This is a genomic window from Desulfobulbus propionicus DSM 2032 (assembly GCF_000186885.1).
GTDB classification, from domain to species: Bacteria; Desulfobacterota; Desulfobulbia; order Desulfobulbales; family Desulfobulbaceae; genus Desulfobulbus; species Desulfobulbus propionicus.
This window is the reverse complement of sequence record NC_014972.1, coordinates 1,661,397-1,674,534: the sequence shown is the minus strand read 5'-3', so window position 1 is coordinate 1,674,534 and position 13,138 is coordinate 1,661,397. Positions and strand designations below refer to the sequence as shown.

Below are 13,138 nucleotides of genomic sequence, written 5' to 3'. Positions count from 1 at the left end.
GGCAATATCAGTCGACGCTGAATTTGAGCAGCACCGAATCCCGCGACGGAAAAAATTGGCGATAGGTGGTGTTGGATTTGTCCAACATGATCTTCGACGCCAGCACCGAATCGCTCTCCTTGTACTTGTCGGAAAGATAGATTATCTCGCGGATGCCGGCCTGAATAATGACCTTGGTGCACTCGTTGCACGGAAAAAGAGCCACATACAGCCGGCAATCGCGCAAGTCGTAGGTGATCGAGTTGAGCACCGCGTTGAGTTCGGCATGGCACACATAGGGATACTTGGTATCCAGATAGCTGCCTTCCCGGGACCAGGGCAGTTCGTCGTCCGAGCAGCCCCAGGGAAAGCCGTTGTAGCCGACGCCGACGATCTTGTTCTGGCTGTTGGCCACGCAGGCCCCCACCTGGGTGTTGGGGTCCTTGGACCGGTGGCCGGAAAGGATGGCCACGGCCATGAAGTATTCGTCCCAGGACAGGTAATCGGTCCGTTTGCTGGTCATGGCGTATTTCCGGCGGCCTGTTGCGCCTGGCGTGCGGCCTGCTGCGCCTTGAACTGCCGCCGCCGCTCACGCCAGTCCGGGGCGGTGCCGGCGGCCTTGTCGACGAATTTACGAATCGCCTGGAAGTAGAGCGGCCCGGCCACGGCAATGAGCGAATTGTGGTCCGCGCCCGGCACGATCTGCAACTCCTTGTTTTTGGCGCCGCTCTCCGCCTGCAGGGTTTCGGCCTGCCACAGGGGGATCAGCTGGTCGTACTGGCCGTGGAGGATGAAGGTGGGCTTGGTGAACCGGGCGATCTTGCCGCTGTTGTTGAACCCCTGCTCCTCGGTGATGCCCATGACCGCCAGATCGACCCCCAGCATTTTGGCCAGCGGCAGGGTTTTGGCAAAACCGGATTCGATGATCAGCCCGGTGAGCTCGTCGCTGTGATTGACCGCCACGTCGATGGCACTGGCGCTTCCCAGGGAACGGCCCATGACAAACAGAGCGCCGGTGTAGCCCTGCTGTTTGAGCCATTGTGTCAAAAAGAGAAACACCGCATTGCTGTCCGGCAGCAGGGTGCTGGTCAGGGGGGTGCCGGTGCTCCAGCCGTAGCCGCGATACTCGGCGACCAGGAAATTGAGCCCCTCGCGGACGTAAGAGGGGCCAATTTCATCGTAATCGGGAATGATTTCGCCGTTGCCGTGAAAAAAGATCAGGGTCGAGGACGAAGGGGCGTGGCCATACAGCCGGCAGGCAATGGTGACGCCGTCGGCGACCGGCACGTCGATGTCGATTGCCCCTTCGGGTGGGGTGTTTTTCGCCACCTGAATCGGGCGAAACAGGAGTTGCATGATTTCAGGATGATCCATACTGATTTGTTTTGCGGGAGAATTTTCTTTGAGATTGTTGTGGTGGTCGTCGTCGCAGCCATGCACCAGCATGCCGGCCAGGATCAACAGGCAGAGCAGGCAGGCGTTCCAGCGGCCTTCAGGTTGGTTTGCCATCCGGAGGCTTGGGGTGGGACGGAACAACGCCGGGTCGCGAGCGCTCGCACTGACCGGGGGCGCAGCCTGTTTTGCAGTAGTAGCCGAATCCCGAATCCCAGGTGATGCCGCCACGCGGACAGTGGCTGATGTATTCGGCATACTGAATCAAGCGATTGACAATGGGTTTGGGCACCGAATGTTCCATCTTGCAGGCAGCCTGATCGGCCTCGACCGGATCGACCCCCAAGACGATGACCAAGAAATTGGCCAAGGCCTCGTGCCGGCCGACAATTTCCCTGGCCGCCGTCAACCCGGCATCGGTCAGGGTGATCAGGTCATAGGGCGCGTAATTGATCAGGCCGAGCGAGGAGAGGACGCGCAGCGCGTTGGTCACCGAGGAGGCGCGAACATCGAGCCGTTTGGCGATGTCCTTGGCGCGGGCCACCTTTTTTTCGCTGGCGATATGGTACACAGCCTCCAGGTAATCTTCCTGGCTGGCACTGAGTTGTGTCTGCTCGTTCATCATGGGCCTTATGGTCATGCAAAATACTTGCTCTCGTTCCATACAGCAACTTGATACATTTGGCTACCCCATAACGCCAGGAAGTCCCGCTGAGCGGTCTGAAAGGCAACAAAATCCGGAAGAAGATCGCCGCCGCGCCGGAGATACGCTTTCAACACGCGGATCAAGACCGTCCGCAAAAATCGGCGGACAGGAGCATGCATGGGATAGCTTGCATTCTGGTCGTCATGTTTATATTTTACTGCGTTATGAGCATGCCACCTTGGACGCGGCTCCTTGTTGTCGTCCCACACCCACTCCCTGTCGAACGTTGATGGCCATCCGACCGCATCACATCCTGGCCGCGACAACCATCGCCGGGTTGTTGTGCCTTCTCCTCCCCTGTCCCTCGCTGGCCGCGACCGCGACAGGGAAAGAGCAACAGGTCGGCAATGCGCGCCATAAGCGCGGCACCGGCTCCCCGAAGCAACCCCGTGCCCATTCCGCCAAAAAAAGAGGTGGAAACACCATCAGCCCCTTTGTTCTTCTCGGCCAGCAACTCCTGGATGACAGCCTGGCACGGACCATTGCCGGGGATATTGAAGCCAGCCCCTTTGATCTGGCGCACTTTGGTTGTCTGTTTACCGACAAGCGGCTGTTGTGGGTCTGGGCCCAATTGGGAGGTGACCGGATCGAACGCGGCGAGGTTTATTGGGCGCAATGGGTCGATTCCTGGCAAAATGTCATCGAGATCCAACCACTCGACCTCGACGCCGGGACATACGACCCCTTTTACGGTAATTTTTTCTCGCCGCTGGTTCCGGGTCCCCTGCGGCTGAGCGCGGACGATGTGTCGCCGTCACTGACCACTTCCCTCCTGGAAAGCGGTAACCCCAGTCGGTCCTCGGCTGTCCATGCCGACAGCGGCACCGGCGGCAGGACCGAGTCGCCCTTTGCCTATCGTTACCGAATGGATGACAAAGCCACGGTCAATGCCGGCGTCACCTGGATTCAGGATATCGCCGACACCAAGGGAATGGCCCTGATTGGGGATGACGACACCACCGACAGCGTGTCTGGAGTCAATCTCACCCTTGGAGCGAGTTACCGCGATTTCACCCTGACCGGCGGCTACCTGCGGGCCATCGATTCCGAGGTCGGACCGGCGGATCTGGCCGTGACCAATGGCGAAACCGACCCCATTGCCTGGAACAGCGAACTGGCGTATTCCACCGAATTGCTGCACAGGGAGACAACCCTGGCCGTCGGCTATCTGAAGTCATCGGACGCACTGCAACTGTATCTTCCCGAGGAACGGTACAAAACCAGGGCGTCCATGGTGCTGCGCGACACCACCACCTTTACCCTCGAATATTACCTCGACAAGGAATATTCGACCGATAAGGGGATGGGCGAGGACGAAGGATACGGGATCACCACCAAGATCGGATTTGAATTTTGACGGTCCTCCCACGAACGGAAGGCCTCCGTTCAGCCTGGGCCACGCGCCTCCTGCCGGCTATTCCTGACGCACGGCCCAGGCCAGATCGGCCGAAGCCTCGGCAATACGCCGCTCCAGCTGCTCCCGAAGAGCTGCGGAAACACTCGGCACGATCTCCTTGGTCTCGGAATAGGCCAGCACTTCCAAGGGACGCGTCTGTCCCGCTTTCCGCTGGATGGCGATGTCGGCGTAGACTTCCACGCCGGGATAGACCTCTTCGAGGAACCCAACAATAATCTGCCCCTTGAGATCGGCCAGATTGTCGGCGCTCTGCTCGACGTCATACCCCTCTTCCGCGAACAGACCGCCGGCCATGATCAGGTCGGTCACCACAATCTTTGTTATTTCCATAGACGTTCTCCTTGGTTGTGCGTATCGCCCCTTGTCAACTGCTTCCCCATTGTCCAGGCGGTGTTCTATACCACAGGCAGCCCAGCCGGCCAAGGACGAAGGTCGGCAAACGTCGTGCGAGGCCAATACCACATCCGGCCACTGACCGCCGCGGCCCGCCGTTCCCCGCCGTTTTTCCTATGCGACGGGTGGGAGATGGACTATATTCACTTTTCAATCATTCGTTTTCAACGAGTTGTTTCATGAACCAAACGGAGCCGCAGGGGAGAGTCACCTGCCGTCCCGCGCCGCTTGATGTTCGCAGGCGGCACCTCGCGGAAGCCCTTGTCTCCCGCAGACTGCCGGGACCCGAGATCAACACCATTGACGGCATTGCCGTCAGGGAGAGCATCATGAACGTAGTATTGGCAATCCTTTTTTGTGCGATCATCCAGTTGATGACGATGGTGGGAACGGTCCATGCCGGTGTTTCCATCAGCGTGGGCGAACCAGGGTTCTACGGCCGCATCGATATCGGCGGCTATCCCGCCCCCCGGCTGATCTATGAGGAACCGATCGTTGTCCGGCGGGTCACCACCTGGTATCCGCCGATCTACCTGCGGGTGCCGCCCGGTCATGTCAAACAGTGGTACAGGTACTGCGACCGCTATGGCGCCTGCGGCCGGCCGGTCTATTTCATTGACGACGGCTGGTACAACGAGGTGTATGTGCCGCGCCACCGCCAGTACCATCCTCGCCGAGTGGTTGCGCCCCCGCCGCCGGTCATCGTTCACGAGCCGCGATACTACGAATACAAGAAATACAAGCACAAACCGCCCAAAAAGGTCTATGTGCACAAGGAATACCGGGACAACGGCAAACGTCATGATCATGACCGGCGGGGCGATGACCGACGGGGCGGTGGCCGGCATCGATAATCATTGCCTGCCGGTTCGCAGCGCCCGGCTTCCGCGCCATCCCCTGGAAAGCTGCGCCTGCGGGATGCGAACCGTTGGCCAGCGGACCTCCGCCAGCCGGTTTTGCCCATGGGTGTCGTGGCGAGCCGCCAACCTTCTCGCCATGACGCTCGTCGCCCTTGTCTTCGCCCTGCCCTTTCCAGCCGGTGCCCGGGACACGATCACCTGGATGGAAGTCGACATGCCGCCCTTTCTCATCCAGGAAGGAATAGACCGCAACCAAGGCTACGGCGACGTGGTCAGCGCGATCCTTCGACAACGTCTGCCCGAGTATGACCACCAGGAAATGGTCACCAACGCGATCCGTCGTTTCAGCGCCTTCGAGAAGGGCGAACACGTCTGCATGGTCGGGCTTTACCGGACCCCAGAGCGCGAAGCGTTCATGCATTTTTCCATTCCCACCTTTTTGACCATGCCTGCGGCGCTGATCGTCCGCAAGGACAAACTGGCGCGGTTCGGCGGCGGACCGCGCATCAGCCTTGATGCCGTGCTCGGCAATCCGGATCTGGCTATTGGATTCAGCAAGGACCGGTCCTATGGCACCAGCGTCGATGCTGTGCTCAAGGCCCATGGCCAGAGGGAGAATCTGCTGCTCTTCACGGGGCAGAAACTTCCGCCCAATTTCTTCGCCATGCTGATGCGCGATCGCCTCGACGGCCTGATCGGTCTGCCCGACGAGGCCCTGTATCAGGCGGAACAGCTCGGACTGCGGGAACAGCTCGCCACCCTGCTGATCGAGGAAAATCAACAAGGGTACGAGGGCTGGATGTGCGCCGTGGGATGTGCAAAAACCGAATGGGGAAAGGCGGTTATCGACAAAATCAACGCCATCCTTATCCAGGAGCGACCCAGCGAACGATATCGGCAGGCCTATGAACGATGGTTGGACGCCAACAGCAAGCAACGTTATCGCCATCTTTACCAGCAGGTCTTTCTCCGCACCATCCCTTAAACGCGCCTTGTCGCGCCGGCGGCCACAGGGATACAATGCTCATCCCGATCGATTCTGCGGCTTCGGGCACCCCTCTGAACACCCGCTGCCGGAGGCTCGGAGAGGCCGCCAGATCGCGCCGGCTCCACAAATTTGCTGAAAAATTGACCTAGGTCAATTGCAAGCGCCCCGTTACGCGGTACCAAGACCGCATCCTGTGTCCAACTCGAACAGGATATGGAACATATCATCCCACCACCGCAATCGAGGAACTGCCCATGAGTCATCCACCCGCAGCCTGCTGCACCACCATCGAGCTGGCCGATGCCGACGTGCTCGCCGCCATGAAAGAGATCCAGGGCTACATCGACATCAGCACCGGGGATTTTCGCGAGGTTTTTCAGGTCGCCTACAACCATGCGCTGCGGCGGCTCAGGGAGTCGTTGCGCGCCCAGGACATCATGGTCTGTCCAGCCCAGTGTGTGAGCGAGGACATGGACCTGATCCAAGCGGCCACCTTTCTGGCGGACAAGGGCTTTTCCGGTGCCCCGGTGGTCAATGCCGAGGGCAAGGTGGCCGGCGTGCTTTCGGAGAAGGATTTTCTTGCGAGGATGGGGATGGGGACGCCCTTGACCTTCATGCAGATTGTCGCCCACTGCCTGACCCATAAGGGCTGCATGGCCATGTCACTGCGCAACCATTGCGTGCGCGAAATCATGACCGCGCCAGCGATTACCGCCGGGCTGGAAATCACCATGGGCGCCATCGCCGCCCTGTTCGTCGACCGGCGGATCAACCGCCTGCCGATTGTCGATGCCGAAGGACGGCCCATCGGGATCGTCACCCGCACCGATCTCGTCCAATCCTACTGTCTCACCCGCTAGAGGATCGCCATGAACTATCTGCACAAAATGCGCGGCAACAAGGGGCAAAACCCGCCCCGGGTGAGCCTGGGCGAGGTATGCTGGTCATGGATCGGTAGTTTTCTCGGCATCGCGGTGGTGGCCCTTGTGCACCACCGGCTTGTCGATCCGCAGGGATTGACCCTGCTCATCGGCTCGTTCGGCGCTTCGGCCGTGCTCATCTACGGCGCTGTCCGCAGCCCCCTGGCGCAGCCGCGCAACCTGCTCGGCGGCCATGTGCTGTCGGCGCTTATCGGTGTGACCGCTTATAAACTGCTCGGCGGCACGCCTTGGCTGGCGGCGGCGGTTGCAGTGTCCACCTCGATCGCCCTCATGCATCTCACCCGGACCCTGCATCCACCTGGCGGCGCCACCGCCCTGATCGCGGTGATCGGCGGCGACAGCGTCCATCGGCTGGGCTATCTCTATGTAGTCATGCCGGCCGCTGTGGGCGCCTGCATCATGCTGATCATCGCCCTGCTGATCAACAATATTCCCAAAACACGCAAATATCCGGATTTTTGGCGGTGAAGACCATGTCACCGCCGCTGTTTTTGTTTTTTTGCCCATTATTTCATTGAGAGAGAGCAGAAAACCCTTACCATAGAACCAGCGGCAACAAGCCGCGGTCGGCCAAGAGGGACGAAGAGAGCAACACAACCAAACAAGGAGGAGTGCCATGTTTTGTAACCAGTGTGAACAGACGGCCAAGGGGATCGGATGCAACATCGCCGGGGTATGCGGCAAGAACGAGGAGGTTGCCGATCTACAGGATCTGCTGATCCATGCCCTCCAGGGGCTGGCCCTCTATGCCCACGAAGGACGGAAACTGGGCATTGTCGACCAGGCCACCGACCTGTTTACCTTTGAGGCCATCTTTTCCACCCTGACCAACGTCGATTTCGATCCGGAACGCTTTGTCGCCCTGATCCAGCGGGCGGTCGAGCTGCGCGAGGCCATGAAGGCCAAGGTGGGGATTGCCGGCGGCACCACCGAGTTCACCGAGGCACCCGCCACCTTCATCCCGGCCGGCACGGTCGCCGAACTGGCCGCCCAGGGCAAGGCCCTGAATCTGATCGAATCCCTGGATAGCGACGTCAACATCCGCTCGCTCAAGCAGACCCTGCTCTACGGCCTCAAGGGCATCGCCGCCTATGCCGATCACGCCGCCATCCTCGGCCAAACCGATCCGGCCGTGGCCGCCTTCTGCTACGAGGCCCTGACCGCGCTCCTGGCCCAGGGACTGACCGTCGAGCAGTGCGTGCCCGTGGCCATGAAGGCCGGCGAGATCAACCTCAAGGCCATGGAGCTGCTCGATGCCGGCAACACCGGCACCTATGGTCATCCGGTGCCCACCCCGGTGCCGCTCGGCCATCGCAAGAACAAGTGCATCCTCATCACCGGCCACGACCTCCACGACCTGGAACTGCTGTTGCAGCAGACCGAGGGCAAGGGCATCGACATCTACACCCACGGCGAGATGCTGCCCTGTCACGGCTATCCGGAGCTGAAGAAATATCCCCATTTTTACGGCCACTTCGGCACCGCCTGGCAGAATCAGCAAAAAGAGTTCCCCACCTTTCCGGGACCGATCCTGTTCACCACCAACTGCATCCAGAAGCCGAGCGAGGTCTACAAGGACCGGGTGTTCACCAACGGCCTGGTCGGCTGGCCGGGCGTCAAGCACATCAGCGACAAGGATTATTCGCCGGTGGTGGCCATGGCCCTGGCCATGCCGGGGTTCACCGATGACGTCGACAACGGCCAGGTGCTGGTCGGTTTTGGCCGCAACGCGGTGCTCGGTGTGGCCGACAAGGTGATCGAGGCGGTGAAATCCAAGGCCATCCGCCACTTCTTCCTGGTGGGCGGCTGCGACGGCGCCAAGCCCGGCCGCGACTACTTCACCCGCTTTGTCGAGCAGGTGCCCAAGGACTGCGTGGTGCTGACGCTCGCCTGCGGCAAGTTCCGCTTCTTTGACAAGCAGATGGGCGACATCGGCGGCATCCCGCGCCTCTTGGACGTGGGCCAGTGCAACGACGCCTACTCGGCCATCCAGATCGCCGTGGCCCTGGCCAAGGCCTTTGACTGCGGCGTCAACGACCTGCCGCTGTCGATGGTGCTCTCCTGGTACGAGCAGAAGGCGGTGGCCATTCTCCTCACCCTGCTGTACCTTGGCGTCAAGGACATCCGCCTTGGACCGTCGCTGCCGGCCTTCATCACCCCGGCCGTGCTCCAGTTCCTGGTGGATACCTTCAACATCAAACCCATCGATACCCCGGAGGCGGATCTCAAGACCATCCTTGGCTGATCTTGTTCGGAGCATCCCGGAGGGCTGCGGTGGCACCATGGCCCTCCCTCATCAATTCCCATCCAATGGAGAACCAGCATGAAGCAGGTAAAAATCGATCAGGAAGAATGTCTCGGCTGTGGCGCTTGCGTGGAACTGTGCCCGGATGTATTTGCCATGAATGACGAGGATAACAAGGCCTACGTCACCACTCCCGAGGGAGGCAACCAAGACTGCATCGACGAGGCGATAGCCTCCTGCCCGGCCAGCTGCATCAGCAACGAGGAGGACTAACCGCCCATCGATGCCGCTGGGGCAACCTCACCTGTCGGCACGCCAGGCCGCACCCCGTCCATGGGGAACCGCCTGGCGCGTTTTCGCCGGAAGACCATGGACACCGCCAAGGTTTTCACCGGGCAGGTCGCCTGTTTTTCCGGCCCTTCTCATCCCGCTTGAACAACCTACTTCGGGGACGAACCATGGACCACCTGTTTCAGCAACTGCTCGACCACGCTCCGGACGCGATCCTCATTGCCGACCGCGACGGCACAATCCGGTTCTGGAATCATGGCGCCGAACAGATGTTTGGCCATACCGCCGCCGAGGCCCGGGGGCAGTCTCTGGACCTCATCATTCCCGAGAAGCTGCGCGCCCGTCACTGGGAAGGGTACTACCGGGTCATGGCCTCCGGCCGGACGAAATACACCACCGGACTGCTGACCTCTCCGGGTGTTCGCAAGGACGGCAGCCGTCTGTCGCTGGAATTCAGTATCGTGCTGCTGCGCGATGCCCAGGGCGATTTGGAGGGATGCGCCTCGATCATGCGGGATGTGACAGTGCGCTGGCAACGGGAAAAGGAGCTGAAGCAACGCCTCGCGGCCTGCGAGAGCGGGGCTCCCGACCCGGCCGCATAGACGCTGTTTCTTGTCCGGTGCCGGACGTGCGGTCCCTTTGCCGTTTTTTCATTTTCCATTCACATCATGAGGTGAAACCGTGGACAAACGACTAATCAAGGACAACATCTATTGGCTGGGCGCGGTCGATTGGGACCGGCGCCTGTTCGACTCCCTTATTCCGCTTCCCGACGGCACCTCCTACAACGCCTACCTGATCCAAGGCAGCGACAAGACCGTGCTGCTGGACGCGGTCGATCCCGCCATGGCAGATATCTTGCTGCACCAGCTGCGGGATGTCGCCACGATCGATTTCATCGTTTCCCATCACACCGAGCAAGACCACTCCGGCACCATCCCCCTGCTGCTCCAGCGGTTTCCCCAGGCCAAGGTGCTCGCCACCGCCAAGGCCAAGACCCTGCTCATGGAGCACCTCCACCTGGCCGAAGATGTCATTGTCGCCGTTGCCGACGGCGAGACCCTGTCGCTCGGCGGCAAAACGCTGCGTTTTCTCCATACGCCCTGGGTCCACTGGCCGGAAACCATGGTCACCTATCTGGAGGAAGATCGGATTCTGTTCAGCTGCGACTTCTTCGGGTCCCACATCGCCGCCAGCGACCTGTTCGTCACCGACCAAGGCCGGGTCTATGAGGCGGCGAAGCGGTACTTTGGCGAGATCATGCTGCCCTTTCGCGCGATCATCGCCAAAAACCTGGACAAACTGAGCGATTACGCCGTGGACATGATTGCCCCGAGTCATGGGCAACTCTACGACCAACCGGCCTGGATCCTCGAGGCCTATCGCGACTGGGTCCAGCATCCGCCCCACAACCTGGTGGTTCTGCCCTTTGTGTCCATGCACGGCAGCACCCGGAGCATGGTCGATTACCTGACAGCGGCCCTGGTCGCCCGAAACGTTCGCGTCGAACTGTTCAACCTGGCGGTCAGCGACATCGGCAAACTGGCCATGGCCCTGATCGACGCGGCCACCATTGTCGTTGGCACCCCAACCGTTCTGGCTGGACCGCACCCGCTTGCGGCCCATGCCACCTTCCTGGCCAATGCCTTGCGCCCCAAGGCGCGTTATCTGTCCGTTATCGGTTCCTATGGCTGGGGCGGCAAGACCGTGGAAACCCTGGCCGGCATGATTGGCAACCTTAAAGTGGAGGTCCTGGACCCGGTGCTGTGCAAGGGGATGCCCGACCAGGAGGCCTTTGCCGCCCTCGACCGCTTGGCCGAGGCCATTGCCCAGAACCATCGGGCAAACGGTTTCCGCTGACCACCAATGCCTCAAGCGCCGATCGATCATCCCAAACCGCGTATCACCCTCAAGCGGGTATACGATCCCGTTGGACCGGACGACGGGGTACGTGTTCTGGTGGACCGCGTCTGGCCGCGGGGCGTCGGAAGGGACAAGCTCAAGGCGGATCAGTGGCTGCGCGAGGTTGCACCCAGCGATCAGCTGCGCACATGGTTCCATCACGACCCAGATAAATGGGAAGAGTTCAAGGCCCGCTACACAGCCGAGCTGCGTGCCAAACCCGAGATAACCAACCTTCTGCTCGAACTGGCCAGGGAGCGGGGACTCACCCTGCTCTTCGCCGCGCGGGACATCCAGCACAATCAGGCCGTTGCCTTGAAGGAGTATCTGCTGTTTCGAGCAAACACCGACACCAAAGGAGAAGACGATGCAAGCGACCGATGAATTGCGCAAGGAACATCACGGTATTCAGCTGATGTTGCAGGTGCTCGGCGTCCTTGGGCGCAAACTGGGCGCCAACGAGCCGGTCGAGCAGGCCCATCTCGACCGCATGATGGAGTTTTTCACCGTGTTCGTCGATCACTGCCACCACGGGAAGGAAGAAGAGTATCTCTTTCCTGCCCTGGAGGCGGTCGGTGTCCCCCGGGAAGGCGGTCCGATCGGCGTTATGTTGAACGAACATGCGCGCGGGCGGGTGCTGGTCGTCGGCATGCAAGAGGCCTTGAGCGCGCTGCGCGCAGGCGATGCCGCGGCCAAGGCAGCCTTCGCGTCGATAGCCGAGGAATACCAAACACTTTTGCTTCAGCATATCGACAAGGAAAATTCGGTCCTGTTCGTGTTGGCGGCCGACAAGCTGGACGGCAACAAGGACGCGGAACTTTTTCAGGCCTTTGAGCGCTTGGAAGAGGAGCGAATCGGCCAGGGCACCCATGAGCAGTTCCACGCCTTTCTCGAACAGATGGTTCGGCTGTACCTGCGCTGACAGCGAAACCGGCATTCCGCCCATTTCCCGCGCTAACGCCTCGAACGACATGCTGCATGTGCTGCACACCGGCCAGACCCGTTGTTACAACGCAAGCGGTCAGGAGATCGACTGTTCCGGCAGCGGCCAGGACGGCGAATTTCTCCGGGGCGCGCCGTGGCCGTCACCCCGCTTCACCGTGCGGGGCGATGTGGCGGTCGATCAACTGACCGGCCTGACCTGGACGCTCGATGCCACTATCGGCGGTTTTCCCTGCACCTGGCTGGAGGCCTTTGAACAGATCGACGAGTTGAATCGGCAACAGTATGGCGGGCATGGGGACTGGCGCCTGCCCAACCGCAACGAGTTGCGCAGCCTGATGAGCTATCAGGCGAAAAAGCCGGCCCTGCCCGAGGACCACCCCTTTGTTCACCCTTTTCTCGGCTGGTACTGGTCATCGACCACCGCCGCCATCAATCCGGCCTATGCCTGGGCCGTGCATCTCGAAGGGGCGCGGATGTTTTACAGTCGCAAGGACCAAGCCTCTTTGTTCTGGCCGGTGCGTGGAACAGGCAACGGGCTGCTTCCCCAAACCGGGCAGCGGCGCTGTTTTGATGTCCAGGGCCGGGAAATGAACGGGAGCGGCAGCGGCCAGGACGGTGCCTTGCGCCTCGGAGCCCCCTGGCCCATTCCCCGATTTAGTGTTGCCGGGGAGGTGGTGCACGATCACCTGACCAACCTGTGGTGGGCGAAACATGCCGATCTGCGGGGAGAGCCGATTGCCTGGCAACAGGCCCTTGAGTCGGTTGCCGCCTGGAAGCGGGAGCGTGCCGGCGACGGACGGCAATGGCGGTTGCCGACCATCAACGAACTGGCTTCCCTGGTGGACTGCGCTGCCTGTTCCCCTGCCCTGCCCGCCGACCATCCCTTCACCGGACTGGAGGATGGTTATTGGTCCTCCACCACCAGCTTTTTTGAAACCGACTGGGCCTGGGTGCTGTATCTCGGCAAGGGAGCCTGCGGGGTTGGTTACAAACCCGGCAAGACCTTTGCCGTCTGGCCGGTTGGTCTTGCCGCCGGCACACCATGAGTGCCAGACGCCATTTCGACCACACCCCTTAAA

The 13,138-nt window shown here is 60.9% G+C and carries 16 protein-coding genes; 12 read left to right on the top strand and 4 right to left on the bottom strand.

The annotated features are described in order from the left end of the window. Nucleotides 1–7: 7 nt before the first annotated feature. Genes DESPR_RS07315 through DESPR_RS07305 form a run of 3 tightly spaced genes read right to left on the bottom strand, consistent with a single transcriptional unit; the run spans nucleotide 8 to nucleotide 2,011 of the window. Nucleotides 8–502 carry a deoxycytidylate deaminase gene (locus tag DESPR_RS07315; RefSeq protein ID WP_015724164.1) on the bottom strand — a complete coding sequence of 165 codons (495 nt, stop codon included), beginning with the start codon at nucleotides 500–502 and terminating at the stop codon, nucleotides 8–10. Beyond that, the gene (locus DESPR_RS07310) at nucleotides 499–1,488 is read right to left on the bottom strand and encodes an alpha/beta hydrolase (RefSeq protein WP_015724163.1); all 990 of its coding nucleotides are present in this window, start codon (nucleotides 1,486–1,488) and stop codon (nucleotides 499–501) included. Before DESPR_RS07310 ends, DESPR_RS07315 begins: the two co-directional genes overlap by 4 nt. Further along, complete coding sequence (locus DESPR_RS07305; protein ID WP_245529494.1) at nucleotides 1,472–2,011, bottom strand: metal-dependent transcriptional regulator; 540 nt, start codon at nucleotides 2,009–2,011, stop codon at nucleotides 1,472–1,474. Before DESPR_RS07305 ends, DESPR_RS07310 begins: the two co-directional genes overlap by 17 nt. Before the next feature lie 295 nt (nucleotides 2,012–2,306). Here DESPR_RS07305 and DESPR_RS07295 point away from each other — a divergent pair, with 295 nt between their 5' ends. After that, the gene (locus tag DESPR_RS07295; protein WP_015724161.1) at nucleotides 2,307–3,434 is read left to right on the top strand and encodes a hypothetical protein; all 1,128 of its coding nucleotides are present in this window, start codon (nucleotides 2,307–2,309) and stop codon (nucleotides 3,432–3,434) included. Between the two features lie 57 nt (nucleotides 3,435–3,491). Here DESPR_RS07295 and DESPR_RS07290 read toward each other — a convergent pair whose 3' ends face one another. Further along, nucleotides 3,492–3,824 carry a hypothetical protein gene (locus DESPR_RS07290; RefSeq protein WP_015724160.1) on the bottom strand — a complete coding sequence of 111 codons (333 nt, stop codon included), beginning with the start codon at nucleotides 3,822–3,824 and terminating at the stop codon, nucleotides 3,492–3,494. A gap of 242 nt (nucleotides 3,825–4,066) precedes the next feature. On the opposite strand from DESPR_RS07290, the gene DESPR_RS07285 reads away from it, so the two are divergent. The 11 genes from DESPR_RS07285 (at nucleotide 4,067) to DESPR_RS07235 (ending at nucleotide 13,105) form a co-directional block, all read left to right on the top strand. Continuing rightward, nucleotides 4,067–4,741 (top strand): hypothetical protein, encoded by a 675-nt coding sequence (locus tag DESPR_RS07285; RefSeq protein WP_015724159.1) that lies wholly within the window; start codon nucleotides 4,067–4,069, stop codon nucleotides 4,739–4,741. After that, complete coding sequence (locus DESPR_RS07280; RefSeq protein ID WP_043769826.1) at nucleotides 4,689–5,732, top strand: TIGR02285 family protein; 1,044 nt, start codon at nucleotides 4,689–4,691, stop codon at nucleotides 5,730–5,732. The genes DESPR_RS07285 and DESPR_RS07280 overlap by 53 nt, the downstream gene beginning before the upstream one ends. Nucleotides 5,733–5,989: 257 nt before the next feature. Further along, nucleotides 5,990–6,595: a CBS domain-containing protein gene (locus tag DESPR_RS07275; RefSeq protein WP_015724157.1), complete on the top strand. Its 606-nt coding sequence runs from the start codon at nucleotides 5,990–5,992 to the stop codon at nucleotides 6,593–6,595. Nucleotides 6,596–6,604: 9 nt separating this feature from the next. Next, on the top strand, nucleotides 6,605–7,144 hold the full coding sequence (locus DESPR_RS07270; RefSeq protein WP_015724156.1) for an HPP family protein: 540 nt from the start codon (nucleotides 6,605–6,607) through the stop codon (nucleotides 7,142–7,144). Between the two features lie 148 nt (nucleotides 7,145–7,292). Continuing rightward, a complete protein-coding gene (gene hcp, locus DESPR_RS07265) occupies nucleotides 7,293–8,921 on the top strand; it encodes a hydroxylamine reductase (RefSeq protein WP_015724155.1) in 1,629 nt (542 codons plus the stop codon). A 78-nt stretch (nucleotides 8,922–8,999) separates the two neighbouring features. Then, nucleotides 9,000–9,194, top strand: coding sequence for a ferredoxin (locus tag DESPR_RS07260; RefSeq protein WP_015724154.1), 195 nt, complete (start codon nucleotides 9,000–9,002; stop codon nucleotides 9,192–9,194). 185 nt (nucleotides 9,195–9,379) lie between these two features. Further along, nucleotides 9,380–9,814 carry a PAS domain-containing protein gene (locus DESPR_RS07255; protein WP_015724153.1) on the top strand — a complete coding sequence of 145 codons (435 nt, stop codon included), beginning with the start codon at nucleotides 9,380–9,382 and terminating at the stop codon, nucleotides 9,812–9,814. Between the two features lie 79 nt (nucleotides 9,815–9,893). Continuing rightward, on the top strand, nucleotides 9,894–11,072 hold the full coding sequence (locus DESPR_RS07250; RefSeq protein ID WP_015724152.1) for an FprA family A-type flavoprotein: 1,179 nt from the start codon (nucleotides 9,894–9,896) through the stop codon (nucleotides 11,070–11,072). Nucleotides 11,073–11,078: 6 nt separating this feature from the next. Further along, nucleotides 11,079–11,498: a DUF488 domain-containing protein gene (locus tag DESPR_RS07245; protein WP_015724151.1), complete on the top strand. Its 420-nt coding sequence runs from the start codon at nucleotides 11,079–11,081 to the stop codon at nucleotides 11,496–11,498. Then, entirely contained in the window at nucleotides 11,482–12,036 is a 555-nt protein-coding gene (locus tag DESPR_RS07240) for a hemerythrin domain-containing protein (RefSeq protein ID WP_015724150.1), read from the top strand. Before DESPR_RS07245 ends, DESPR_RS07240 begins: the two co-directional genes overlap by 17 nt. Beyond that, entirely contained in the window at nucleotides 11,984–13,105 is a 1,122-nt protein-coding gene (locus DESPR_RS07235; protein WP_015724149.1) for an Lcl C-terminal domain-containing protein, read from the top strand. Before DESPR_RS07240 ends, DESPR_RS07235 begins: the two co-directional genes overlap by 53 nt. The last annotated feature ends 33 nt before the right edge of the window (nucleotides 13,106–13,138 follow it).

Excerpts from the sequence above, each read along its gene's own strand:
- DESPR_RS07255 (WP_015724153.1), top strand. The coding sequence starts at position 9,380 with ATGGACCACCTGTTTCAGCAACTGCTCGACCACGCTCCGGACGCGATC.
- DESPR_RS07310 (WP_015724163.1), bottom strand. The coding sequence starts at position 1,488 with ATGGCAAACCAACCTGAAGGCCGCTGGAACGCCTGCCTGCTCTGCCTG.
- DESPR_RS07270 (WP_015724156.1), top strand. The coding sequence starts at position 6,605 with ATGAACTATCTGCACAAAATGCGCGGCAACAAGGGGCAAAACCCGCCC.
- DESPR_RS07305 (WP_245529494.1), bottom strand. The coding sequence starts at position 2,011 with ATGACCATAAGGCCCATGATGAACGAGCAGACACAACTCAGTGCCAGC.
- DESPR_RS07315 (WP_015724164.1), bottom strand. The coding sequence starts at position 502 with ATGACCAGCAAACGGACCGATTACCTGTCCTGGGACGAATACTTCATG.
- DESPR_RS07260 (WP_015724154.1), top strand. The coding sequence starts at position 9,000 with ATGAAGCAGGTAAAAATCGATCAGGAAGAATGTCTCGGCTGTGGCGCT.
- DESPR_RS07290 (WP_015724160.1), bottom strand. The coding sequence starts at position 3,824 with ATGGAAATAACAAAGATTGTGGTGACCGACCTGATCATGGCCGGCGGT.
- DESPR_RS07235 (WP_015724149.1), top strand. The coding sequence starts at position 11,984 with ATGAGCAGTTCCACGCCTTTCTCGAACAGATGGTTCGGCTGTACCTGC.
- hcp (WP_015724155.1), top strand. The coding sequence starts at position 7,293 with ATGTTTTGTAACCAGTGTGAACAGACGGCCAAGGGGATCGGATGCAAC.
- DESPR_RS07280 (WP_043769826.1), top strand. The coding sequence starts at position 4,689 with ATGATCATGACCGGCGGGGCGATGACCGACGGGGCGGTGGCCGGCATC.
- DESPR_RS07285 (WP_015724159.1), top strand. The coding sequence starts at position 4,067 with ATGAACCAAACGGAGCCGCAGGGGAGAGTCACCTGCCGTCCCGCGCCG.
- DESPR_RS07295 (WP_015724161.1), top strand. The coding sequence starts at position 2,307 with ATGGCCATCCGACCGCATCACATCCTGGCCGCGACAACCATCGCCGGG.
- DESPR_RS07275 (WP_015724157.1), top strand. The coding sequence starts at position 5,990 with ATGAGTCATCCACCCGCAGCCTGCTGCACCACCATCGAGCTGGCCGAT.
- DESPR_RS07245 (WP_015724151.1), top strand. The coding sequence starts at position 11,079 with ATGCCTCAAGCGCCGATCGATCATCCCAAACCGCGTATCACCCTCAAG.
- DESPR_RS07240 (WP_015724150.1), top strand. The coding sequence starts at position 11,482 with ATGCAAGCGACCGATGAATTGCGCAAGGAACATCACGGTATTCAGCTG.